Source organism: Segatella oris (assembly GCF_900637655.1).
GTDB lineage: Bacteria > Bacteroidota > Bacteroidia > Bacteroidales > Bacteroidaceae > Prevotella > Prevotella oris.
In genome coordinates this window covers 740,840-766,243 of record NZ_LR134384.1, presented here as the reverse complement: position 1 = coordinate 766,243, position 25,404 = coordinate 740,840, and the positions used below count along the sequence as shown (strand labels likewise).

Sequence of the window (25,404 nt, the reverse complement as noted above, 5' to 3'; positions counted from 1 at the left end):
GCATTCCGATGACAACTTTCAGACAAGCCAACCTACTGGATTTTGATGCGTGCTGGGCGGTGATTGACGCTGCAAGGTGGAAGATGCTGGCCGATGGAAGGCATCAATGGACAGCGGAATATCCCTCGCGCGAACAGATAACCAACGACATTCAGCAGGGCCATGCCTATGTGCTCGCCGATGGAAACGACGTGAAAGCGTATGCCGTTGTGATAGCGAATGGCGAACCGGCTTACGCCCAACGCTCGGCAAAATGGCTTACAGAGGGTGATTATATGGTGGTGCATCGTGTGGCAGTAGCCATGAATGAGCGTGGGAAAGGCTATGCGCGGCAACTCTTTCAGAACGTAGAAAGGTTATGTCGGGAGCAGAATATCCACAGCATCAAAGTCGATACGAACCACGATAACCGCGAGATGCGCACACTGCTCCATCGACTTGGTTTCACAGCATGTGGCGAAATAGACTATGGAGCACATGGAATGCGACTGGCTTTTGAGCGTTGTTTTTTGCACAAAAGCATATTCTGAGAAACCGAAAAGAACAATATTTTAAAATATAATAAGGTAAAGAGATGATTAAGATGTATGTGATGAAGTCCTGTCCTTACTGTGCTCACGTGATGAAACAGGTGGAAGGCAACCCAAATTTTAAGGTGATTGATATTGGTAACGATGTGCATGATATGAAAGAATTCCTCAATCTGCGCGACAACAATCCTGCCTTTGCTGAGGAAAAAGCCACGGGCGACGTCTGCATTCCATGCTATATGCGCGAAGACGGCAGCGTAACGCTGATGTCAAGTGAGGTGGGATTGGAACCTTTAGAATGAGGAATGAAAAGAGTGGAAAATAAAATTAAGGTGTCGAATCTTAAATATTGCATGACAACTCTTGCCCTTTCATTATTATGAATTACGAATTATGAATTGTGAATTAATTGTACTTGACCTCGACGGAACACTTACTAACAGCGAAAAACAAATCACTCCACGCACGAAGAGAGCCTTAATGGAGGCTCAAAAACAGGGAGTGAGATTGGTATTGGCGTCGGGAAGACCCACGTTTGGCATCATGCCATTGGTCAACGAACTTGAACTTGCTCGCTACGGAGGGTTTATCTTAGCGTTCAACGGTGGCAAAATCATCGACTGCAAGACGGGAAAAACGCTGTTTGAACAGACACTCGACCCTGCACTTGTGCCCATTCTCTACCGCGAAGCCATGCAAGCAGGCATGCAAATCCTTACTTATCAAGGTGAAGGTATAGCCGCTACGAAGGCTGACGACCCTTATGTTCAAGAGGAAGCTCACATCAATAAGATGCCTCTGATGCAATATGATGACTTTCTTCATCAAGTGGAATATCCTATAAACAAATGCCTTATTGTGGGCAATCCTGTTCCACTCCATACCCTCGAACAGCGCCTCTTGTCACAGCTTGAGGGGCAAATGAACATTTATCGCTCGGCAGACTACTTCTTGGAATGTGTTCCCTTGGGAATCGACAAGGCAAAATCACTCGCCAAACTCATCGACACTTTGGGCATTCATCGCAAAGAGATTATCGCCTGTGGTGACGGATATAACGACGAAAGTATGATTAAATTTGCGGGCTTGGGCGTAGCCATGGCCAACGCACCTCACGACATTCAGCAGATAGCTGATGTCGTTACGCTCTCCAACGACAATGATGGTGTGGGGAAAGTTGTGGAGGATTATGTGTTATAAAACCCACCCCAACCCTCTAAAAACCCACCCCAACCCTCCCGAAGGGAGGGAGAGTGAACTTGCGGGTATATTTAGAAGATGCAGTATATAATGGTATATTGAACTCGTTTTTATAGAAAATATACCAAAACCATTAGCTTATAGATGCTTGTTTCATGCTTTTACAGCGTTCTTGCAAGCTCATTTTTTCTCCCTTTGGGAGAGTTGAAGCTTTATAAACTTCATGCATTGCTATCGCGTCCACACCCTTTCTCCCTCCCTTTGGGAGAGTTGAAGTTTTATAAACTTCATTCACAGCTATCTCGTCCTCACTCTTTCTCCCTCCCTTCGGGAGGGTCGGGGTGGGTCACTCTTAGTCTATCTCTGATGCTTTCCACAAAGCGTGAGAGTGCAACGGGCTTGCGCTGACCATGAAAGTCAATGCGGAAACAGCTCTGCATCACCATTAACCGCTTCTTGCTTCGCGTCATGGCAACATAGAATTTGCGGGCATCTTCGGCCACTTGTGCCGGATTTTGCTGGCTGTAATAATTGGGATAACGACCTTCTATCACGTCGAACACAATCACGTTATCAAATTCAAGACCCTTTGCTTTGTGCACCGTGGTGACGAAAATCTTGTCGTCTATCGTTGTGCTTCCACAGAGATCGGCCTCTTTCAAGGTGTTCATTTCAAGAATATGTCTTCCTATCTGCATCACAAGGGCCGTAGATTCATCCTCCCGAAGCAGGTCGGAAGCCACATAACGGAAGATATAATCCACCGTTGGCAAAGGCTGAATGAGGTTTTCTTCGACCCAAGTCGCATAGAGATGACGCATTTCTTCAACCAGCACTCCAGGCTTTTCATCCTCTTTCCACAACCGTTCCACCGTGTGACGATAGTGAGGAAGATAGTTGTTTCGCAGCGTCATGACACGCTCCTGCACGCGTTTATGCTCGATAAATGCCTGCTGTTCGCCCACAATCTCCTTTGCCTTGTCATAACAAAAGGCCACCAATGACTGCGTTGCATTGACATCTGCATCGGCCAAATGGCTGTTTTCGCCCTCCAAATGCAACACTTCAAGCAGATATTTCAATTTATATTGCCGCAATCCAGGACGCAAAAGGCGTATCAGATGCAGACTGTCGAAATAGTCGTTCAATTCATTCGGCAATGCCGTTTCGGGCATCTCACGCCGCAAGTTGTTGGCAAGAATGTGAATGTCATAGTCGGCATTGTGCCCCAAGAGCACTGTTCCTCGGGCATAATCCACAAAGCGTTGCAAGGCTTCTCGGCGTGGAAGAAGCGTTTGATTTCTGCGTTCTTCGATGATAGGATTAACGATATCGCCAAGCATTTCGGGGATTTCGCGGTCGCTTTCCAAATGGAGTGAGAGCGCCGAACCCGGCACAACAGCTCCGTTTCTGACTTTAACGGCGGCAATCTGCAAGATGTCGTCATGAAACACATCAAGTCCTGTCGTCTCGGTATCAAAGATTGTTATCGTTTCGTTCTCATAACATTGAACGAACTTTCCCACATAAGTCTGACCGTCATCGCGCAGGAAATCCGACGGCAAAAGTGCCCTGTCGCTGCACGCTCTGACAAATCTCCGCGCGGCAGTAGGCGTTCGAAACACCTGCATGCCCTGCAAAACACGTGCCCAGGCAATGAAGTTGTGGGCGTTGTTCATCACGGTTAAATGGGCAAACAACAGCTTTATCTGCGGCGAAGTGAACAGATCTTCGCCCGAAACCTTAAAATGTGACATGCGCAACTGCTTCAAAGCGTCGCTCACTCCATCGGCATCGCGGTTGGAATTCACGATGATTGCCGTCGTATCATTGGGGAAATCGCGCTGCAATCTCACTGCCTGCTGTGCGGCATCAAGGTATTCCGTGTCGATAGTATCCGACTGAAAGAGCTGCAGTTCGTTGCCTATCGTCGTCGGATGATAGCTTGTCGACGGCAGTAGTTCTGCCGAAATGCCCAATTCCTTGGCTGCATAAGTGTTGAAAAGGTCAAGCAGATACTTCGGTGAACGGTGGTTCTGACCGAGCGAATGAATGTGTCCTGCACAGCGGTTACGCAGAAATTCGAGCGTAGAAGACTTCGCTCCCATGAACGAAAAGATGCTTTGTTGCGGGTCACCCAAGTAGACCACGCACCCCTCTTGCCCCTCGTCATTGGCAGTCAAGGCATCAATGAGCGCCAATTGCAATGGATTAAGGTCCTGAACTTCATCCACCTGAATCCACCGATAGCGTGGCAACTGGTCGCGATGCGCATAGGAAAGCAGGAGAATATCCTCGAAATCCATCAGTCGGTTGTCGCTCTTATAGCGCTCATATTGGTGGGCAAGCTGCATTTTCTTCAGCAAAGCATAAATCAGCTGCTGTTCACCGAGGTCGCTGCAAGCATCGCGATAGGTGTCGGCATGCTTGTAAATGTCAATCATCATAGCTGCCGTGAACGGCTCATTCTGCGCTTTACAGATAGCTTTCAGCGCATGAATATCGTCAGAAGAAAGGCAATCGGGATGCAAACGGAGGTCGCGCGGATGCTCATTCTCTATCTGAAACATCAGATGCGACAGCTGCATGGCCCCCATATATTGGCCTTTTCGCCGATAGTTTGCCCCAACCTGCGACTCATCATCCCCCGAAAAATCGCACAATATGCTCAAAACGTCGTCGTCATCAATGATAGATGTAGACGCAGGAACAAACCCCGCATCGAACAAAAAACGCGAACAGAAACGATGAACATTGCCGATAAACAAATCGTCGGCAGGCACTTGAAGTCGAAGCCCCACGCGTTCCTGCATGCCACGAGCGGCCCGATTGGTGAAAGTGAGACAGAGCATGTCGCCGAAATCCACGCCATGAGCATGGGCTTGTGCCACGCGTTCGGCCAATATCTGCGTCTTTCCGCAGCCCGGCGAGGCCAAAACAAGATGATAGCCTGCCTGCAATGCAATCACGGCAGCTTGGAAACTATCCGGAGTAAAGGTGTTGTTCATGCCTGCAAAAATAGTATTTTTAAATAGAAAAGGAAAAAAATGAAAGGGTAAAAAGGAGGGAACGAGTTGGCGTTTTCACATTTTTTAGTTGTAAAAATGTTTGATAGTAGATTTGCATTTGCCTCAAAAATTGATTATCTTTGCCATAGGGAAAGTATCGAGAGTGCTTTCCCTTTTTTCGTACCTTGTAGCAAAAAGCCTCGCAAGATGCGTCAAAATGCGGTGTAATCTGCGTCAAATCATATTGCAAGATGCATCAGATGACCGCATGATCTGACGCAGAATGCAAAACAACATGCAGCATATTGCGAAACAAAATGAAAGAAATGAGCAGGCAATTTGGCTTTTACGGAAAAACAGAACAATGCTTGCCAATTTTCGATGTCAATTATTACGAAAACTTTCAACTATTTTTCTGTGCGGGTTTTACTAATATTTCGCACAGCTTTTTCTGCAAAACGCGGGCATCAAGCACCGACATATCATGGTCCATAATGGCAAAGGCAAGCAGATGACCGTTGGCACCTTGGCAGTAACCGGCCAATGAACTGATGCCGTAAGGATGAGAGAGCGTGCCGGTCTTTGCACGCACCTTGCCATGCAAAACGGGGCTTGACAGCTCGCGACGCAATGTGCCGTCAACGCCGGCTACAGCCAGATTGTCGTACAACATGCGATAGATGGGCTTATGATTGTAGGCATAGCGCAAGACAGTTGTCAGCGTTGTGGGGGCAATCTGATTGTGGGTGCAGAGTCCACAGCCGTCATGTATGACGATAGAAGAGTCGCGAAGGCCAAGTTCCTGACGCACGAAAGCGCGCAAGTAGGCTACTCCTGCCTTGACAGGTGACGCATGTGGGTTGGCTTTATGCCCGATAGTATAGAGCAAAGCAGTTGCCTGCGTGTTGGAACTGTTCTTCATCATGCGCTGAATGACACGGTCAATGGAACGGTAGAAGCGGAAGATGCAATGCGAACCTCGCGGTGTCCGTCCCACCACCACTTGCTTATCGTCGACAGAAATGCCTGCCGTGCGAAGTGCATTCTTCACTTCTTTCGTGATGCGGTCGGCGCCTTTGTAGAACAATCCATATTTAGAGAACGACAAATCCCAGGGATACCAATGCTCTTCGCTTTGCACAGGATCGGATATCACAAGGTCGATGATGAGACGTCCGTCAATCTTTTGAACACCTTTTCGGCGCAAAGCCTTGGCAAACATGACCAAATCGGGGCCGTTAAGTTGGGGGTCAAGGCCTGCCTTGAAACTGATGTCGCCCTTGAAGGTGCCAGCAGAAACAGTGCCTTTCGTATAGAGTGACGTGGCATAAAGATATTTCGTACCGAGCAGATGCAGGCCGGCCACACCGCTTAAAAGCTTCATGCAAGAAGCCGAGGGCTGCACTTTGTTTTCGTTGCAGCCATAAACGGGCTTGTCGGCCGTGAGGTCATAGACGTGGAAACCAAAGGCTCCACGCGGTCGGGGCTTGTCGGCGAAGTCTTCAAGTCGCCCGCGTAAATCGTTATCTATGGGGATGTTGGCCTCACTCTTGACCTTGTCTGCATCGTTGTTATCCTTGTCTTTGCTGCCACAACCGCTCAGAACAGACGTTGAGAACAGAAGGGACAGTGCTATGCTGAATAGAGTTCTGATGTTCATTTCATTGTTTCTGTTGTCATGCAAAGGTAATGAAAAAAGTCAGAATGGGGTCGTTCAGAGTGTGAATAAGCCTAAAAAGCACACGCTTTAATGCCATTGATGAGCACTTGCCGACAGAAACCGCGGAATAATATAATAGGAATTACCTGCTCATTTTCGGGAAAAAAGCACTAACTTTGCAGCGTATTTCACACAAACACAATGGATAATAAAATAGTTTTGAACGACAGTGAAGAAGTCGTAAACCGCAAGTTAGGGCTTCTTTTGGAAACAGGCTGTCTGTTAATGGAGTGCTCAGCCGACACAACACGTATCAAGCGAACGCTTAAAAGAACGATAGTTTACCTCGGACTCCGTGAAGAAAACCTTCATCTTTACATCAACTACGACATCCTGATGGTGAATTATCACGACGACATCCATTCATTTACGAAGTTCCAACACTGCAAACGACACATCATAGACATGGCAGTTATCACCGAGGTCAGCCATCTTTCATGGCACAGCATCGAGGGAAATCTCTCGCTTGATGCCTATGATGCGGCACTCAAGGAAATCGGGAAGAAACGCAACCGCTATACACCGTGGCAGGTGGCCATAGGGAGTGGCTTCGCTTGCGGTGGCTTCTGCATTCAGTTCGGCTGTGACTGGAAGGCCTTTTTCTATGCTTCTATCGCTGCAATCTTAGGCTTCAGACTGAAGATGTACATGGCAAAGAAGGGCACGAATGTATATGCCGGCATCGGTATTGCAGCCTTCGTATCGACCATGTTGGCGTGGCTTTTCACTTTCCTTTCAGTCGGGCCAATTGCTCATTTAGTGCCCGAAATCCTGCATTCTGCAACCCCTTGGCATCCATTTCTGGCCTGTGCACTCTTCATCGTGCCCGGAGTTCCGCTGATTAACTTTGTGAGTGACATGCTCGATGGCCATATTCAGACGGGTATCACACGCGCATTGAACACGCTTTTAATGGTAGGCGCAATGTCGTTCGGCATAGCTTGCGCCATAAAAGTATGTGGAATAGACAACTTTGTGACTACACTTTCGACAATTCCTCACCATAATTACATTGAATTTGCTATTGCCGCAGCTATCTCTGCCATGGGTTTCTCGATGATTTACAACACGCCGAAGCGTCTGCTTCCTGTGATTGCAGTGGGTGGTATTATTGCGGTTTGCTTCAGAAACTTCGTGTTTCTCGGTCCAAGCAATGACAACATAGGGCTTGACCAGGGGCTAATCATCGGCTCGTTGGCAGGTTCAACGCTCGTCAGTCTTATCATTACGCGGGCACAACACTGGTTCCACACGCCACATCAATGTATCTCCATACCGAGCGTTATCCCTATGATTCCAGGCGTTTTAATGTATCGTGCGCTCTTCGCCTTTATCGAAATGAATGGTGTTATCGGTGAGGTGACGACGGCAATGAACTATCTTATCAAGGCTTCACTCGTCATCCTGTGCATCACTTTGGGTGTTGCGTTGCCGCATATCTTTGTTCATCGCCTGCTTGACAGCAAGCGGAAACAGCGCCTGCTCATGGCTGTGTGTGAGCGAAACATCAAGAATATGGGCGTAGAAGAATAATGTCTTGCCATCTGTTTGCAAAGTAATAAAAGGAAAAGGAGACCGATTTTGGCCTCCTTTTTCATTCTACAGTCAATATCTACGCATAGCATTCAATTCTTTTCACGGTAGATATCCATCCTTTGCTTGATGTCAATTTGTCAAAATTTTACGTCATTATGTCATGAAACTATATAGGGCATGCCATTTGTTTAAGGCTTAATAAATAATTAATTGGAGGAATATAAATGACATTTGACAAGTACACTATCAAAGCACAAGAGGCAGTTCAAGCCGCAGTGCAGGCCGCCCAGCAGGGGCATCAGCAAAGTGTTGAGCCTATCCACCTGTTGAGTGGCATCATAAACAAAGGTAAAGACATCACCAATTTCGTGTTCCAGAAGTTGGGTGCCAATGCACAAAGCATCGAAATGGCACTGCAACAAGAGTTGCAACATCTGCCGAAAGTAGATGGCGGTCAGCCTTATTTAAGTAATGACTTGACGCAAGTGCTCAACAATGCAGAGGCCATTTCCCAGCAATGGGGCGATGAATTTGTCTCTATTGAGCCACTCTTGTTATCCCTGATGAAAGGAAACAACACCGCAGGACGCATCATGAAAGATGCCGGCTGCACGGAAGACGGTATGCGAAAAGCTATCGAAGAGTTGCGCCAGGGGCAAAAGGTTCAGTCACAAAGTGGTGATGAAAACTATCAGTCTCTCGACAAATACGCTATCAATCTCGTTGAACGTGCACGGCAAGGAAAGCTTGATCCCGTCATTGGAAGAGATGAAGAGATACGTCGTGTGCTTCAGATCTTGAGCCGAAGAACCAAGAACAACCCTATATTAATAGGTGAACCCGGAACGGGAAAGACCGCGATTGTAGAGGGCTTAGCCGAGCGAATCATGAAAGGAGATGTGCCGGAGAACCTCAAGAACAAGCAGCTTTACTCGCTTGATATGGGGCAACTTGTGGCCGGAGCCAAGTATAAAGGAGAGTTTGAAGAGCGTTTGAAAGGCGTCATCAAGGAAGTAACGAACGCGCAAGGCAACATCATCTTGTTCATCGATGAGATACATACGCTCGTCGGAGCAGGTGGAGGTGAGGGCGCAATGGATGCTGCAAACATCCTTAAACCCGCATTGGCACGCGGTGAACTCCGTGCCATTGGAGCCACTACTTTGAATGAATATCAGAAGTATTTTGAAAAAGACAAGGCCCTTGAACGCCGCTTCCAGATGGTCATGGTGAATGAACCTGACGAATTGGATGCTATCAGTATCCTGCGCGGATTAAAAGAACGATATGAGAACCACCATAAGGTGAGAATACAGGATGATGCCTGTATTGCTGCGGTTAAACTTTCGGAGCGTTACATTTCCGACCGTTTCCTGCCGGATAAAGCCATTGATTTGATGGACGAAGCAGCCGCAAAGCTGCGTATGGAACGTGATTCCGTACCCGAAGAACTCGATGAAATGGAGCGCAGTCTGAAGCAGAAGGAGATTGAACGGCAAGCTATTCTGCGCGAAGATGACCAGCAGAAGATTGCTCAACTCGAAAAGGAAATCGCCGAACTCAAAGAGAAAGTAAACGCATTCCGTGCCCGCTGGCAGGCCCAGAAGGGTGAAGTTGACCACATTCAGCAAATCAAACAACACATGGAAGACCTCAAATTAGAGGCTGAAAGGGCTGAACGTGAGGGCAATTACCAGCGTGTTGCCGAGATCAGATACGGTGAACTCAAACAGCTCCAAGACCAAATGGATACGCTAAGAAAGCGTGTTCACGATGAACAGGGAGGCGAAGCACTCGTCAGAGAGGAAGTAACTGCCGACGATATTGCTGAGGTTGTGAGTCGTTGGACAGGCATTCCTGTGAGCCGAATGATGCAGAGTGAGCGTGAGAAATTACTTCACTTGGAGGACGAACTGCATAAACGTGTCATCGGACAAGACGAGGCTATTGATGCCGTTTGCAATGCCGTCAGACGCAGCAGGGCAGGACTTCAGGACCCCAAACGACCGATTGCATCCTTCATCTTCTTGGGAACGACAGGCGTTGGAAAGACAGAATTGGCGAAAGCTTTGGCCGAGTACCTCTTCAACGACGAGAATATGATGACGCGTATCGACATGAGTGAGTATCAGGAGAAATTCAGTGTGACGCGCTTGATCGGTGCACCTCCGGGGTATGTAGGTTATGATGAGGGCGGACAACTCACCGAAGCAGTGCGCCGTAAGCCTTACAGTGTAGTGCTTTTCGACGAGATTGAAAAGGCTCATCCCGATGTCTTCAACACGCTTCTACAGGTGCTTGACGACGGAAGACTCACCGACAACAAGGGCCGTTTGGTAGACTTCAAGAACACAATCATCATCATGACGAGCAACGCTACACGCGAACAGCTCACCAAGTTGATGCGTCCGGAGTTCCTGAACCGTATCGATGACATCATCACTTTCCACCCCTTGACGAAGGAAGAGATTGGAAAGGTGGTTGAACTGCAATTGAAACGCGTGCAAAGCATGCTCGAACAGCAAGGCTTTAAGCTGCATTGGACGCAGGAAACCATCGACGATTTGGCCGACCTTGGCTATGATCCTGACTTCGGAGCACGCCCTGTAAAGCGCGCCATTCAAGACTATGTGCTCAATGATTTGAGCCGAAAGATTCTTGAAGGGAAGATTGGTAAGGAGGTCACTTTAGGTAAAATCAAAGCGTAAGAAAGCCCTTTCAACCCCTCTTTTCTGAGGGAGAACACTGCCTGTTGAACTCTTATAAACGACAATAGACAGCTGTTCAGAGCTTAAAAAAACAAGAAGGTAAAAGTGAGTAGAAACAGACTACAGGCTGTTTTCAATCGCTTTTACCTTCTTCTTTTATGGCGTTGATGTTCTATCTTATTTCGTTTGCCTAAGTTCTTCAACTATTTTCTGACTTCTGCAAACTTATTTTTTCAGGTATTCCCGTGCACATTGCATGACGCTTTCATTCCCCTCACCGTCCGACATGAGGTCATCAATCAGCCAACGACCGTCTTCTTTCTTCATCGTTATCATGAAAGTAGAGAGCTTCTTCCCATTCTTCAACTTCAAAAAGACGTGTGCAGATAGAGCATAACCCATGGAGATTGCTTCTATTTTATAGGAGAGCACCTCCCAATCTTGGGCACTTATCCAATAATCATAATCGAAACAACCCATCTGTTCGCGCCGCTTCATCCGCTCACGCTCGCAATCTTCCATCGTCTTATTCCATGCTTTGGTGCAAAATCTGCGGTCCAATGACATCTCACTCTGCTGGGCTTCGTCTAATGCCCCATTGTAAGTATCGCAGAGGGTAGTATAAATGGTGTCAACAGAAGCCTTGACCGCCGATGTATCTTTAAGGAAAGGGGAATTCAATTGAACGCTGTTCTTCACCTTTTGACTTTGCGTTTCTCCATTCTGCTGCCGTGAGTTACAGGCCGAAAAGACACATGCGAGAAGACAACAACCGATAAAAACATTCGTTTTCATACGATAAAGATAGTATAAGATATAAAGAAGTGTCCGGTAAATCAATCCTCCCTCCCTTTCAGGAGGGTAGGAATAGATGCTTACTTAAATGGATTTTCCGTCGGATAAGGCAAGGAAACAGGCTGGTTGTAGGCTATATCCTTGATGCCAAGATACTTGAACACTTCGAAAAGAGTCTTGCCCACATGGTCAAAAGCCACGGCTCCATGGTGGGGATAACCCTTTTGTATGAGCACATGACGATAGAAACGCCCCATCTCCGGGATAGCAAACACACCGATACCACCGAAAGAACGCGTCGGAACATCAAGCACTTCGCCCTCTGCAATATAGGAACGCAAATTGCCCTGTGCGTCACATTGCAACCGATAGAAAGTCACCTTGCTGGCTGCAATGTCGCCCTCGAGCGTGCCACGGGTAAAGTCTGGCTCTCCCCCTTGCTCCAAAAGGCGGTTCTGAATGAGCTGATATTTAATGGCACGTGTGCTGCACATCTTGCATTCGGGCGTGTTTCCACAGTGGAACCCCATGAAAGTGTCGGTCAGCTTATAGTCATATTTGCCCTTGATATCCTCGTCGTAGATATATTTCGGCACAGAGTTGTTGATGTCGAGCAACGTCACCGTGTCGCCCGAAGCACACATACCAATGTATTCAGAAAGCGCACCATAGATGTCAACCTCACATGCCACAGGGATGCCACGGCTCACCAATCGCGAGTTCACATAGCAGGGTTCAAACCCAAACTGGCTCGGAAATGCCGGCCAACACTTGTCGGCAAAGGCCACATATTCACGTGAACCCTTGTGCTCTTCTGCCCAATCCAACAACGTAAGTTCAAATTGAGCCATGCGGCGACTCAAGTCGGGATAGTATTTACCGCAACCCATTTCGCGGGCCATATCCTCGCAGACGCCGTCAATACGTGGGTCGTTTTCGTGTGCCTTATAAGCCACGAGAAGATCGAGTTCAGAGTTTTCTTCTATCTCAACGCCAAGCTCATAAAGTCCATTTATCGGTGCATTGCAGGCAAAGAAGTCCTGAGGACGCGGCCCGAAAGTAATGATTTTAAGACCCTGCAGACCGATAACCGTGCGGGCAACGGGCACAAAGTCGGCCATCATCTGTGCCACGTCTTCTGCCGTTCCGACAGGATATTCAGGAATATATGCCTTAAGATGACGCATGCCGAGATTGTAGGAGCAGTTCAACATGCCGCAATAAGCATCGCCACGACCATTGATCATGTCGCCATCTCCCTCTGCTGCAGCCACAAACATACATGGCCCTTCGAAGTGTTTTGCAATCAATGTTTCGGGAGTTTCAGGGCCGAAGTTGCCCAAGAACACCACCAATGCGTTGCAACCTGCCGCTTTCACTTCGGCAACGGCTTTGAGCATATCCTGCTCGTTCTCTACAGTTGTCTTGCAATTAAACAGTTCGCCTTTATAAGCTTCTACGATGTTTTCGCGTCTTTTAGTAGATAGTGCAATTGGAAAACAGTCACGACTGACGGCAACAATGCCCAATTTGACTGTAGGAATGTTTTTACTTACCATATCAATTATTTGTTATTAGATTAGATTGCTCGTTACTTGGAACAAAGATAGATAAAAAATGATATAGTGAAATCGTTTTATCTGTTTAATTTCATGACGCTAACTATCTTTAACCTTATAGTGTATTAAAACACCGTAGACTCCATTCTGCGACTTGAAATCCATGATGCCACACCGCATGAAGTCTCTCTTTTATGCTTATTCCGCATCGCTTCCTCTCGCTTCGACCGTACAGTCAAGCGTTGAAGTCCAACAGTCTGTCAACTGCTATTGTTCATTTTCTTCTCCGTTTTTTAACACTTCCAGACCCCACCAAATAGAAATGAAAACCTGCTTTCAATCTTTATGTGAAGCCATTTCCATGCCTATGCGAAGCCATTTTATGGCTTCGATGCCCTCACTTCTATCATCTTGCGCTGTAACTTGACGCTAATCACGTTGCTATCTACATCAAGTTGCGTGGTAAAATGAAGCAAGTTATGCGCTGATTTGACGCAAATCGCAATGTTTTTCAGCGTGATTTCACCTCATTATTTGCCTTGGTTTTCGTAATGCTTTGACAGCCAACACATTGCGAACTCGCTGAATACTGCGCGTATTTCGAATGAGAATAAATCTGTTCTTGAATTCATTAAGCATTTGAAGGCTATTGTAAAGTATTTTATGAAAGAATGAATGGCAATTCGCAGAGACTGAAATGCTCATGTCTTCCTCGTTTTCTTGGCCTATATTTACAAGTATATAGCGTTTTCAACAAAAACGAATGAAAAGGTTGTATCCGTCAGAAAATAATCGTATATTTGCCTCTAAAATCAATAATGAGTAGAAAAACGATGGATGAGAGCAATGAGTTGATGACTACACAACCCTTCAATGTGGCTTTTGGAAAGCATGAAGTTTCCTCCATTGAAGAGAAGATATTGACGACCATCGGAGGCACATTGCAGAAACAGACGACCAACAAGGCGAGCATTTCTCACGACTTGCAGAATGTTGCTTACATTGAAGTGAACTGCAATGAAATAGGGAAAAAGAACGACAAACGACGTGTTCTGAATAAGATTTAGAGGCAGAAGACTGAACAGGGCGCATGCAACAGGAGGATAACTACACATTTCTCACCCGGGAACCGATACCGAAAGTGATTGGAACAATGGCTGTTCCGACAATCATTTCAATGCTTGTCACCAACTTGTATAACATTGTTGATACTTACTTTGTGGGCAAGATTGACACACAGGCAACGGCAGCTGTAGGCATCGTTTTCTCTGTAATGTTCTTCGTTCAGGCCTTTTCTTTCTTCTTTGGAAACGGTTCAGGCAATTATATCTCGCGGCAGTTGGGCAGCCGTAACCGTCGAAATGCCGAGCTTATGGCTACTACTGCACTCGGTTATGCACTCTTTACATCGCTCATTATCGTGGCTTTGGGGCTGCTTTTCTTAGATAAAATCTCAATCCTTTTAGGCAGCACACCGACCATTCTGCCCTATACGCGACAGTACCTCGGCATCTCTTTGCTCGGCACTCCGCTCATTATGTGCACCCTCTGCATGAACAATCAGATGCGTTTCCAGGGCTATGCGCGCTATTCCATGTATGGAATTATCGCGGGAGCCGTAGTGAACTGTGTGCTCGATCCACTCTTTATTTTCGGTTTCGACATGGGAATCAAGGGCGCAGCTGTAGCCACTGTAGTCGGCCAGTTGGTAGGACTCGTGGTGATGTTTGTCATGAGCAAGCATAAGAACATCATTCACTATACACCGCGAAACTTCTCACATCGCCGGATATTTATCAAGGAAATCATCGCCGGAGGAACGCCTTCCGTGTCGCGACAAGGCCTTGCAAGCGTGGCTACAATCGCATTGAATGTGAGTGCATCTCAGTATGGTGACGCCGCAATTGCAGCCATGAGCATCGTCAACCGCATTATGATGTTCATCTTTAGTATCATCGTTGGCCTCGGACAAGGCTATCAACCGATGTGCGGTTTCTGCTATGGTGCGCAGCTGTATGAGCGTGTAAAGGGTGGATTTTGGTTCTGTGTGAAGCTCGGATCGGCTTTTCTGCTCTTCTGGTCTGTAGTGCTTTTCATCTTCAGTGACGCTGCAATAGAACTCTTCCGCAATGATGCTGACGTGATTTCCATAGGCATCCGTGCGCTGAGATACCAGTTGTTGATATTTCCTTTCTGGGCTTTTCTCATCATGGCCAATATGATGATGCAGACATGTAGAAAGCCTATACGGGCCAATATCCTTGCTGCTTCACGCCAAGGCCTGTTTTTCATCCCCCTCATTCTTGTACTTCCGCGTTTCTTCGGACTTACAGGTGTTGAGATTTGTCAGGCATGCAGCGACTTCATTTCATTGCTTGTGACCATTCCTATCGTTTATTCGGCCTTTCGGGAGATGCGTGTCTGAGGTCGGTTTTATAATCCGTTAAAGAATAAGAACCATAAAAATAAATCCAAATATGAGTGCAAAGATAGCAGTAGCAGGTACAGGTTACGTCGGGTTGAGCATTGCAACGCTGCTCAGCCAGCATCATCATGTGACGGCAGTTGACGTCATTCCCGAGAAAGTTGAACAGATAAACCGTCGCCAGTCGCCCATACAAGACGAATATATCGAGAAGTATCTGCGCGAGAAACCACTTGATCTTGTGGCTACTACGGATGCAGTTGCAGCCTATCGCGATGCAGATTTCGTCGTCATTGCTACGCCCACAAACTATGACCCGGTAAAGAATTACTTCGATACCACCCATGTTGAAGAGGTCATCGAACTCGTCATGCAGGTTAATCCCACGGCTATCATGGTCATCAAGAGCACCATTCCAGTAGGTTATACCGAGGGAATAAGAAAGAGATATGCCTGTGAAAACATCCTCTTTGCTCCCGAATTCCTGCGCGAAAGCAAAGCCCTTTATGACAATCTCTACCCGAGTCGCATCATCATCGGACGTCCCGAAGGCGACCAACGACTCGATGAAAAGGCCCATGAATTCGCTGCACTCTTGCAGGAAGGTGCCATTAAAAAAGACATAGACACGCTTTTCATGGGACTCACCGAGGCCGAAGCTGTGAAGCTGTTTGCCAATACCTATCTTGCACTTCGCGTGAGCTATTTCAACGAACTCGATACTTATGCCGAATCGAAAGGCTTAGATACGAAGTCGATTATCAATGGAGTAGGACTTGATCCGCGTATCGGCACGTTCTATAACAACCCTTCTTTCGGCTACGGAGGCTACTGTTTACCCAAGGATACAAAGCAACTTCTGGCCAATTATGCCGATGTTCCGGAGAACTTAATCCAAGCAATTGTCGAGAGTAATCGCACGAGAAAGGACTTCATTGCCGACAGAGTGTTGCGCATGGCAGGCTATTATGACTACTATCACCATGGAGATTACAGCGCAAAGGAAGAGAAAAAGTGCTGCATCGGCGTGTTCCGTCTGACGATGAAATCACATTCGGATAACTTCCGACAGAGCAGTATTCAGGGGGTGATGAAACGCATCAAGGCCAAAGGAGCACAGGTAATTATCTATGAACCGACGCTCGAAGACGGTTCAACTTTCTTCGGCAGCCGCGTCGTGAACAACCTTGAAACCTTCAAAGCGCAGTCAGATGCTATCATTGCCAACCGTTACGACAGTTGCCTTGACGACGTAGAAAGCAAGGTTTATACACGTGACATCTTCCGCAGAGACTAACATTTCATCTTATAGTTACAGTTATGACAAAAGAACAGACAACGTATATTAAGGGCATTGCCATATTGATGATGCTCTTCCTTCACCTCTTCAACCACTGGAACCCCGGTGAATATAGTGCATGGCTCTATATCGGAGACCGTCCATTGGTAAACATCATAGCGCGTGCCTGCAGTCCGGTAGGCATCTTCCTCATGCTCAGCGGCTATGGTTTACATTATGTTTATGTGCGCAACAAACTAAGTCTGAAGGGGCAAGTAAAGCGCCTGTTGAAGATTTATATACACTATTGGCTCATTCTCCTCATTTTTGTCAGCATCGGACATTATGTAAATGAGTCCGCATATCCTGGCAGCTTATCGAAGCTACTGCTGAATGTTTCGAGTTTAAGCAGCTCATACAACGCTGAAACTTGGTTCCTTTTCCCTTACACTTTGCTGTCCCTTACGGCGCCATTTGTATTTAGATTTATTAACAAATGGGGGGGGTACGCAGTTCTTTCCGTATCGTTTGTCCTGTATACCATTAGTGTATATATCATCAGTCGATACATAGCTCCGGCTAAAGACTATGATGCTTGGTATAATTTTGTATTGGTTTATTTCGATGTTCTGCTATCTTTTGTTGTGGGAGCTGTATTCCATTTCTATGTAAACAAAGGGAAATGGCGTGCTCACTTCTTGGAAAATCACTCGTCGTATGCTGTTGTTGCACTCGTAACAACTTTCATTATCAACTGCTTTTTTACGATATCAGTCATTGCACCGGCATTTGAATTCATTTATGTTTTCCTGTTAGTCCATATCAAATTCAATGTACACATAGCACATATTCTGCAACGACTTGGACGGCAATCCATGGTGATGTGGCTGACGCATTCATTCTTCTGTTACCACCTTTTCCATGACTTTATCTATGGATTTAAGTATCCGTTAGTTATTTATGTTGTATTGATTGTCATCAGTTATGTCGTTTCCATTCCGATTACTTCAATGGCTAAGCAGATTATCAGCAGGCTACCTTTCTTGCAAAACGCAAAAGCATAAATGCTCTTTTCAATTTTTCTTATAGTCTCTTTCCCCTTAATGACAGGGGGAAAAGAGGCTAAACTCGTTATCTTCTGCTTGTTTCAGAAGCGCGAAGTGTCGGCTTCTTTGCGCTTTTTCTCCTTATATCCACCGAACTTATACGTGAAAGAGAGACCGAAAGTGCGGTAACAGGAGTAATCGACACTAAGATCTTGTCCCTTGAAACGGACGTAAGGATCAATCGTTTCCGTTTGGAACAGGTCGTTGCAGAATAGGCGCAGCAAAGCTTTCTTCTTCATAAACGCCCATTGCGCACTAAGGTTCACGCTGCCTGATGACGGCAAATCATACGTGGCTTGAATGCTCTTAGAGCGTATCCAGGCATTTACTGAAAGGTTGATGTCGGGCTTTGTTGATACGGTCAGCGTATTGTTCAGCGTCACAGCGCCCCAAATTCTATGGCGATTGAATGGAATATCATAGAAGTCTTCGGCCTTCTCGTGTTGCCAAATGCCCAACAATGTGAGACGGGAGGACAACACTTTGCCAAACTGTTGAGGGATAACCATCTGCACACCTGCCTGTTCTGAGAAGTTGAAATTAAAATTCTTATAGCTTAATGACAGTCTATCGGGTCGCTGATATACCGTTTGAATGAAGTAATTATCGATATGCGTGAACCATGTAACCAACTGATATTTATTCTTCAGAAGATAGAGTAACTGTAATTGGTATTTGCTCGAAGGCTTCAGATAAGGGTTCCCCGTAATCTCACTGTAGCCTCCGTTATTATATGCCGTGAATGGAGTCATTGTCCAATAATCTGGATATTTGCGTTCATTGCTTAATCCCAACTGCAGCAGGTGTCCTTCTGTGGGGCGGTAAGTAAGGTTCAGTGTGGGATAGAAATGCCACTCGTGCCATAACAAAGTGTGGTAATATTCGGCGGCCAAAGAAGCCTCGGCAGAAAGCTTTTTGCCGAATTCCTTATTGCTTCCTACATAGAAATTCACACTCTCTTCGCGCAATCGCGTGTATGAGGACTGCGGACTGTAGCCTGTTGTAGAGTGTACTTGCACGTAGTTTTGACTGCCGTGATTGATACTTGTGGTATAAGTTGCCCCATAATTCAGCCCCCATCCGCCTTTCAATTGATGTTCTTTTGCAAGATAAAATCGCCATCGGTTAATCCGCTGCTCGTTATCAACAGCGAGGCGCATCATGCCGGTCGGGATAGTACTCTGAAGGTTCTCATGCGATGGGTCGTGGTAATATGTAAGCTCTCCACCGGCTTTCAACCCGAAAGGAGCAGTGTAGTCAAGCCGCAGGTTATGCAGCCATGTGTGTGTTTTAATATCCGAAAGACTCGTGATATTCCCTGTAGTAGTCTGCTGACTTGAACCGCTTGTGTTGGTCATCTGATAGACCAGAGTGAGCGAATGATCCTTACTGAAGTTGTAGTCCATACCTAACCGCACCCTGTGACCATAGCCTTTATAACGGTTTGGCGTAAAGGATTCGATGTGATGTGTGGTTCCGTCATTGAGGGTGTGACGCGAATTGAATTCTGTTGTCCTATAGGTTTTCCGGTTAACATGCTGATAAAACAGGTCCATGGCAAACTTCTTGCTGTTCAAAAGCAAGGTTCCATGCTCGTCAAATGTAGGTTCATGCTTCTGCGCCCATACTCCACCAAGTTCTCCCTGCAATGGCGTTTCACTGTCACCGCCATGTTTCAGTCGTATGTTTACTACTGCTCCACGCACCTGAAGCTTAGCCGGAGCGTTGTAAAACACCTCTACTTTGTCTATCTTACTTGGGGGCATAGCTTTCAGAAGCGCTGTAATTTCGTCGGCAGAAAGCGTGGAAACTTTGCCGTCAATGATGAAAGTTGTACCGAAACCTGCTAAGGAAAGCTTCCCATCCTGCTCCATGATGCCGGGCAATTCCTTTAGCGCTTCATAGATATTCAATGCACCTTTCTTGGCAATCAGACGTGGGAGGTCATAGATAATGGCGCTTCCCTGTACTTTGGCAAGTGGTCTTTCGCCCTTGATCATCACGTCAGGGAGGGTGTGAACAACGCTGTCCATGTGCAGCGAATCAGCTTTTTGGGCATACAACCCAAGGCAGGAATAAAAACAGATAAAAACAATAAAAAGTCTCATATTTATGGTATTTAAACATTATTCCTGACACAAAGCTACATAAAAATATTTAATTCTACCCTCTATTTCTTAAAATTCACGTTCTTTATCCTTTGTTCTCAGACATTAAACAATGGCAACCAACACTTCTAAAGACTTTTAACCCCGTGTCTTTCATACTGATAAGGCGAAGTGAGCAGCGCTGAAATCACGTGTGAAAAGCACCATCCGGCACCGCAAAAAAACAGTTGAAAGTTTTCGTAATTATTGACATTGAAAGTTGGCAGCCGTTGTTCTGTTTTTCCGTAAAAGCCAAGTGGGGTGCTGATTTCTTTCTTTTTAATTCGCCATATGAGGCATATTGCGTTGCAATCTACGTCAGATAAGCGCACAACTTGACGCAGATGACAACGTAACTTGACGCAGATTGCACCGCATTTTGACGCATCTTACAAGACCTTTTGCAGCAAGGCATGAAAAAAGGGAAAGCACATAGTCACTTTCCCTACGGCAAAGATAATCATTTTTTGAGGCAAATGCAAATCTGACATCAAGTATTTTTACATTTCTCGGCTATTCTTACAGGGAGTAAGATGAATGTAGAATGAATTTCAATTCACAATTCACAATGCATGATTTATAATTGATTTCTCCTGCAACAACAATCGTCTTACCTTTCAACATGCCGTTTATCGATGGCTTTTTGATTGGTATTTCACGTACTGAAGGAACGTTTGTTCCCAAAGAGAAATGGGGGTTGTTTGGAGTTAACTTCCTTTATTTTATTTCGCCTTATCATAGACTATTCAAAGATGTTAATGCTATTTAAAATCGTATAAATAAATCATTGACGGGGTATAATGCGTTGTTTTTTTTCGTACTTTTACGGCGGATATCATTCAAGGCATGCGTATTGACACGCCGACATGCCCCTTTTGGACACCGATGAAGCCAAGAACGACGATAAAACTCATATATGTCTGGACATTGATTTTAATGTTCACATCGTCTGTCGTGCTTAAAGGTTTCCACTATCACGACTCTTCTTATCACGGCAAAGCAAAGGTTTCGGCCAGTCATGAAGCCTCGGTGAAGCAGGTTTGCAGCGTGTGTGACTACATCATGCACAAGTCTACTGTGGTCAAGCCGATGGTTTTTGTGCCCGTTGTAGCGGTAAGTTGGATTGAAAGATGTGTCTTCACAGAACAAACTGTCTATCAGGTTGTTGCGTCTGTCAACAGCCATTCGCCTCCGACAGTAGGCTAATCGTCACCTTACAGCATAGGGGATAGGTGTGCACTTGCGTGTGCACGCATGGCCGTATCATGGCCTTTTCATCGGTTCTTCGCACAAATGAGAGGCAGAAGAACCCGCCATTGACATTTAATTTTCAGATTATGATGCTCAAATTGAAATCAGGCAGGCATCAGTGGGCAGGCGTTTTATTCGCATGCCTGTGCTGGTGTATGCCGTCAGAAGCACAGAAACAGACTTCCGATAAACCTGTCCACGACTCCATTTGCCTACATGAAGTTGTGGTTTCGGCCCGCCGTCAGATGATGGGAGCCAATCAAGTAGGCAGCCAAATCAGTCAGACGGCCATCACAGATGCCATGGGGCGCTCCTTAGGTTCATTGCTTGAAGGCGTCAGCGGCATGAGTTCCATACAGACAGGAACGATAGTTTCGAAGCCCGTTATCCATGGTATGTATGGCAATCGCATTCTCATGGTGAGCAATGGTGCCCGACTAACCGGCCAACAATGGGGCGCAGACCACGCTCCCGAGGTAGATAAGAACAGCTATAGTGACATTGAGGTGGTGAAAGGAGCAGATGCCGTTAAATATGGTTCCGAGGCACTTGGCGGTATCATTCTCATGCAACCGTCGCCTCTGCCCTATGAAGTCAGCGGGCTTCATGGCATGGTTTCAACCCTTTATGGCACGAATGGCAGGCGCTTCGGAGCATCGGGTTATGTTGAAAGCAGCTTCAAATGGCACGGTAACTGGGCGTGGCGTCTGCATCTGAACAGCGAGAACGGAGGCGACAGAAGCACGGCACATTACTTACTTAACAATACGGGAATGCGCGAGAACGACCTTTCGTTGACTCTTGGTTACAGCCGTGAGGCATGGCGGTTGGAGGCCGGATACAGTCTGTTTGCACAGAAATTAGGGGTCATGCAGAGTGCACAGATGGGCAATGAACAGCTGCTTCAAGAGCGTATCAGACTCGGACGGCCCGTTGATATCATGCCTTTCAGTCGGCATATTGGCTATCCTTTTCAGCAAATCAACCATCACACGGCTTATTTCAAAGCCTTTTTTGACCATCAAAACATAGGACATTTCGCTTTCCAGTCTACCTTTCAGCAGGACAACCGACGTGAAAATCGCATCCGAAGACTGAACCATTCCGACATTCCTACGGTCAGCCTGCATTTGAATTCATGGCAGAATGCACTCGTTTGGAACAAGGGTTACGGACAATGGAAGAGCGAAGCAGGCGCTCAGATGCTTGTAACCGACAACCATAATGAGCGTGGAACGGGTGTCGTTCCTATCATCCCGAACTACACCGAGGTGGCTTTCGGCCTCTATGCTCTGCAGAAACTCACGGCCAACCGCTGGGGATTGGAGGCCGGAGTGCGTTTCGACGGGCAGCAAACCAAGGCCGACGGCTACGATTGGACAGGCAGGAGATATGGCGGGAAACGTGATTTCACGAACTTTACCTATAGTATCGGCGGCCATTATCACATCAACAAACAACTGAAAGTGACGTCACATTTCGGTGTCGCTTGGCGTGCTCCACACGTCTATGAGCTTTATAGTAACGGCAATGAACTAAGCTCCGGCATCTTTGTCAGAGGTGATTCGACACTTCGTTCGGAGCAGAGTTACAAGTGGATTACATCGTTGAAATACGCCCATAAGTACTTCAACGTTCAGCTTGACGGCTATCTTCAGTGGATCAACAACTACATCTATGACCAGCCAACGGGCCGAAATATCACCGTTGTATCGGGAGCTTATCCCGTATTTCAATACAGGCAGACACGTGCTTTCTTTCAAGGTGTAGACTTAGATGCCCACATCAAACCCATCAATTCACTCGACTATCACTTTGTTTCGGCAATGATATGGGCGCGTGAAATGCCGTCTCACGCCTATCTTCCCTACATTCCAAGTTTTCGCCTGACGCATTCGCTGACGTGGTCACTGCCTTTCTGCAAGGCATATTCGCCCAAGATAGGGCTTAGCCACCGTTTCGTGGCCAAGCAAACGCGCTTCAATCCGGCCACAGATCTCATTGCTTTCACTCCCGACGCCTATCATCTCGTGGGCTTTGAAGCCAGTCTTTCTGTGCCGATGCGTGAGGGAATGTCACTCCGAATGAGTCTGATGGGCGACAATATCCTTAACCGTGAGTATAAGGAATACACCAACCGCAGCCGCTATTACGCTCATGATATGGGGCGTGATATACGCTGTATGATTACATGGAACTTCTAATTAAAACATAAAACGATGAAAACAAAGAAATTTATAAACGGCTTTGTGCTTGCTTTAAGCACCGTCTTAGCCAGTATGTTCGTGGCTTGTAACCCCGAAAAACCCGAAAATGAGAAGGAAAACAAACTGCACGAAGACCCTGTCCGCGCTGTCTTCATGTTGCAGGAAGGTACCCTTGATGATGCCGCAAACTTCGACAAAACACCGAAGATGGCCAATTTCAAGGCGTCTTCCGTGCCGGCCCAGGTGATTGAATGGCAGACCACAAAAGGCGAGGGCTGGCATGTAACGAGCGAAAACAAGGCTTTTAAGGTGAAGAACAGCGTTGACAACCCTTCCGTTGTCTATCTTCTGAAGATGGAATACTATAATGACAAGGGCGAAATGATGAACAGTCAGTTCTTCAATCTCGGTCAGGATAAGATACATCAGCACTTCTTCTCGATGTTCAAACAAGTGAAGTATCAAGGTGGAATAAGTTCTGTTCGCGTCACTGACAAGGCAGAACTGCCCTACGATTACCGCTATATAGACGAGTTGAACGGTACTTTCATCGGCGAAACTAACCCGATGGGCTTCCAGGGTCTCATCAAATTCGTGAAGCCCGGCCGCCAGTTTACGCTCTCTGTTGACCTGCTTCACGCCGCAGAAAGCAAGTTCGGAGACGACGGAAAGCCTTCTCCTTTCTATAATCCGGCAAGGAAATTAGTCAGCACCGGACAGTGGGACATCAATGTCAAGCTGCCAATTACGATTGATGGACAGTCAAATGAGCGTGCAGAACTCGATCCTTCGCTCTTCAACCCGGCTAAAGCGGTGATTGAAATCTATAACGGACACCTGCACGGTCCACATGCTTTCCACCAGAATTCAATACCTAAAGAGGTTAAATATATCGGTCGTAACTATAAACTTACCTATACTTTGGAAAACGGTAAGTGGGTAGCTGACGCGCAGAATGACAAGTCTGTCAATCTCATGGGCAGCAATAACGGTCATTATGTGTCGGCTTTCGTCATTCATTATTACGACAAAGCAGGCCATGATATCACTTCACAAATCACCGAAAACGGGGAAGACAGCCATTATCAACACTTCTTCATGGTAGATAATATCCGTCCTTCTTACGGTGGAAAGAAAGAGAGTGACGACGTAAACTCGCCGAAGTTCTTCTCTTATTTCTATTGTGACACAACCCCATGGAACAAGACCAACCATTTTGACGGAGCCGATTTTACGGGTGAGAAAAACCCTATCGGCGTGAAAGGCTACTTTAAGTTTCTGCACACCCACAAGCAGTTTAACCTCGAAATACGCCTGATGCGCGCCCGAAACTCTAAGTTCAAGGATGGCAAGGCAAGTGAGTTCTGTGCACCATCAGGTAGTCAATTGACGGATGAAGCATGGATGCCGACTATCAATGTGCCTATGAATATTTACATGGACAGCGATGAACGGGAAGTTAACGACAAGGTTTACAACACTGATTTTGACAAGTTAAGCAATGATGCAAAGGACTATACACAGAAAGACTTGACATCAATTCGTTCGCTCATGGAGGCCTTCGGACTGACTAATCTCAAAGAAGCCGTTCTTGATTTCTGGTGGAATTTCAAGGGCGATGCAAATCCTGAAGCCGGCAGTTTCTGGTTTTAAGAGGGAAGACAAAGCTTCTCCCCCCCAACCCCTCCCCGAAAAGGGAGGGGAATAAAATGCCTTGAAGATAGAGTTCAAATAGAATATAATTGGAGAATATATTTAGATTTATGAACAATCCATCACTGGAGAAATGGGCATCCATCTCACCTTCAAGGGCAGCATTCAAAATGCGCTCCAACATTGGTGCCAAAGCACCCTCCTTACCAAATAACGGTTCTCCGTTACGAAGCTGCTCTGCAGCTCTCTTGTAATCAATTTTTTTGTTGTCTATAAAAAA

17 protein-coding genes and 1 pseudogene are annotated in these 25,404 nt (G+C 46.4%); 12 read left to right on the top strand and 6 right to left on the bottom strand.

What is annotated here, in order from left to right; genetic code table 11:
• Positions 1-8 precede the first annotated feature (8 nt).
• From EL210_RS03120 to EL210_RS03110, 3 genes are all read left to right on the top strand, one after another.
• Positions 9-530 (top strand): GNAT family N-acetyltransferase, encoded by a 522-nt coding sequence (locus EL210_RS03120; RefSeq protein WP_018920696.1) that lies wholly within the window; start codon positions 9-11, stop codon positions 528-530.
• A 44-nt stretch (positions 531-574) separates the two neighbouring features.
• Positions 575-832 carry a glutaredoxin gene (locus EL210_RS03115; RefSeq protein ID WP_018920695.1) on the top strand — a complete coding sequence of 86 codons (258 nt, stop codon included), beginning with the start codon at positions 575-577 and terminating at the stop codon, positions 830-832.
• Between the two features lie 91 nt (positions 833-923).
• Positions 924-1,730 (top strand): Cof-type HAD-IIB family hydrolase, encoded by an 807-nt coding sequence (locus EL210_RS03110; RefSeq protein WP_018920694.1) that lies wholly within the window; start codon positions 924-926, stop codon positions 1,728-1,730.
• Between the two features lie 308 nt (positions 1,731-2,038).
• Here the strand turns inward: EL210_RS03110 and EL210_RS03105 are convergent, their stop codons facing one another.
• Together EL210_RS03105 and dacB are read right to left on the bottom strand one after the other, a co-directional pair.
• Positions 2,039-4,738: a 3'-5' exonuclease gene (locus EL210_RS03105; protein ID WP_018920693.1), complete on the bottom strand. Its 2,700-nt coding sequence runs from the start codon at positions 4,736-4,738 to the stop codon at positions 2,039-2,041.
• A 403-nt stretch (positions 4,739-5,141) separates the two neighbouring features.
• Positions 5,142-6,398 carry a D-alanyl-D-alanine carboxypeptidase/D-alanyl-D-alanine endopeptidase gene (dacB, locus tag EL210_RS03100; RefSeq protein WP_018920692.1) on the bottom strand — a complete coding sequence of 419 codons (1,257 nt, stop codon included), beginning with the start codon at positions 6,396-6,398 and terminating at the stop codon, positions 5,142-5,144.
• A 201-nt stretch (positions 6,399-6,599) separates the two neighbouring features.
• On the opposite strand from dacB, the gene EL210_RS03095 reads away from it, so the two are divergent.
• Positions 6,600-7,991 carry a threonine/serine exporter family protein gene (locus EL210_RS03095; RefSeq protein ID WP_018920691.1) on the top strand — a complete coding sequence of 464 codons (1,392 nt, stop codon included), beginning with the start codon at positions 6,600-6,602 and terminating at the stop codon, positions 7,989-7,991.
• A 227-nt stretch (positions 7,992-8,218) separates the two neighbouring features.
• The gene (gene clpB / locus EL210_RS03090; protein WP_018920690.1) at positions 8,219-10,702 is read left to right on the top strand and encodes an ATP-dependent chaperone ClpB; all 2,484 of its coding nucleotides are present in this window, start codon (positions 8,219-8,221) and stop codon (positions 10,700-10,702) included.
• Between the two features lie 225 nt (positions 10,703-10,927).
• Here clpB and EL210_RS03085 read toward each other — a convergent pair whose 3' ends face one another.
• A complete protein-coding gene (locus tag EL210_RS03085; RefSeq protein ID WP_018920689.1) occupies positions 10,928-11,497 on the bottom strand; it encodes a DUF3828 domain-containing protein in 570 nt (189 codons plus the stop codon).
• Between the two features lie 80 nt (positions 11,498-11,577).
• Positions 11,578-13,056, bottom strand: coding sequence for an L-fucose/L-arabinose isomerase family protein (locus EL210_RS03080; RefSeq protein ID WP_018920688.1), 1,479 nt, complete (start codon positions 13,054-13,056; stop codon positions 11,578-11,580).
• Positions 13,057-13,874: 818 nt separating this feature from the next.
• Between EL210_RS03080 and EL210_RS03075 the strand changes: the two genes are divergently transcribed.
• Genes EL210_RS03075 through EL210_RS03060 form a run of 4 tightly spaced genes read left to right on the top strand, consistent with a single transcriptional unit; the run spans position 13,875 to position 17,824 of the window.
• Positions 13,875-14,123: a hypothetical protein gene (locus tag EL210_RS03075; protein ID WP_025879663.1), complete on the top strand. Its 249-nt coding sequence runs from the start codon at positions 13,875-13,877 to the stop codon at positions 14,121-14,123.
• 23 nt (positions 14,124-14,146) lie between these two features.
• Positions 14,147-15,481, top strand: coding sequence for an MATE family efflux transporter (locus EL210_RS03070; protein ID WP_018920686.1), 1,335 nt, complete (start codon positions 14,147-14,149; stop codon positions 15,479-15,481).
• Positions 15,482-15,533: 52 nt separating this feature from the next.
• The gene (locus EL210_RS03065; RefSeq protein WP_018920685.1) at positions 15,534-16,778 is read left to right on the top strand and encodes a nucleotide sugar dehydrogenase; all 1,245 of its coding nucleotides are present in this window, start codon (positions 15,534-15,536) and stop codon (positions 16,776-16,778) included.
• 23 nt (positions 16,779-16,801) lie between these two features.
• Positions 16,802-17,824 carry an acyltransferase family protein gene (locus EL210_RS03060; protein ID WP_018920684.1) on the top strand — a complete coding sequence of 341 codons (1,023 nt, stop codon included), beginning with the start codon at positions 16,802-16,804 and terminating at the stop codon, positions 17,822-17,824.
• A gap of 83 nt (positions 17,825-17,907) precedes the next feature.
• On the opposite strand, the gene EL210_RS03055 is transcribed toward EL210_RS03060, so the two are convergent.
• Positions 17,908-19,974 (bottom strand): TonB-dependent receptor, encoded by a 2,067-nt coding sequence (locus tag EL210_RS03055; RefSeq protein ID WP_018920683.1) that lies wholly within the window; start codon positions 19,972-19,974, stop codon positions 17,908-17,910.
• A gap of 924 nt (positions 19,975-20,898) precedes the next feature.
• On the opposite strand from EL210_RS03055, the gene EL210_RS03050 reads away from it, so the two are divergent.
• The 3 genes from EL210_RS03050 to EL210_RS03040 all read left to right on the top strand — a co-directional run bounded on the left by EL210_RS03050 (position 20,899) and on the right by EL210_RS03040 (position 25,124).
• On the top strand, positions 20,899-21,219 hold the full coding sequence (locus EL210_RS03050; RefSeq protein ID WP_025879665.1) for a hypothetical protein: 321 nt from the start codon (positions 20,899-20,901) through the stop codon (positions 21,217-21,219).
• A gap of 131 nt (positions 21,220-21,350) precedes the next feature.
• Positions 21,351-23,468, top strand: coding sequence for a TonB-dependent receptor (locus EL210_RS03045; RefSeq protein WP_025879666.1), 2,118 nt, complete (start codon positions 21,351-21,353; stop codon positions 23,466-23,468).
• 15 nt (positions 23,469-23,483) lie between these two features.
• Entirely contained in the window at positions 23,484-25,124 is a 1,641-nt protein-coding gene (locus tag EL210_RS03040) for a hypothetical protein (protein ID WP_018920681.1), read from the top strand.
• A 121-nt stretch (positions 25,125-25,245) separates the two neighbouring features.
• On the opposite strand, the pseudogene EL210_RS13740 reads toward EL210_RS03040, so the two are convergent.
• Positions 25,246-25,398, bottom strand: a pseudogene (locus EL210_RS13740) (IS256 family transposase); the annotation flags it as partial.
• Positions 25,399-25,404: the final 6 nt, after the last annotated feature.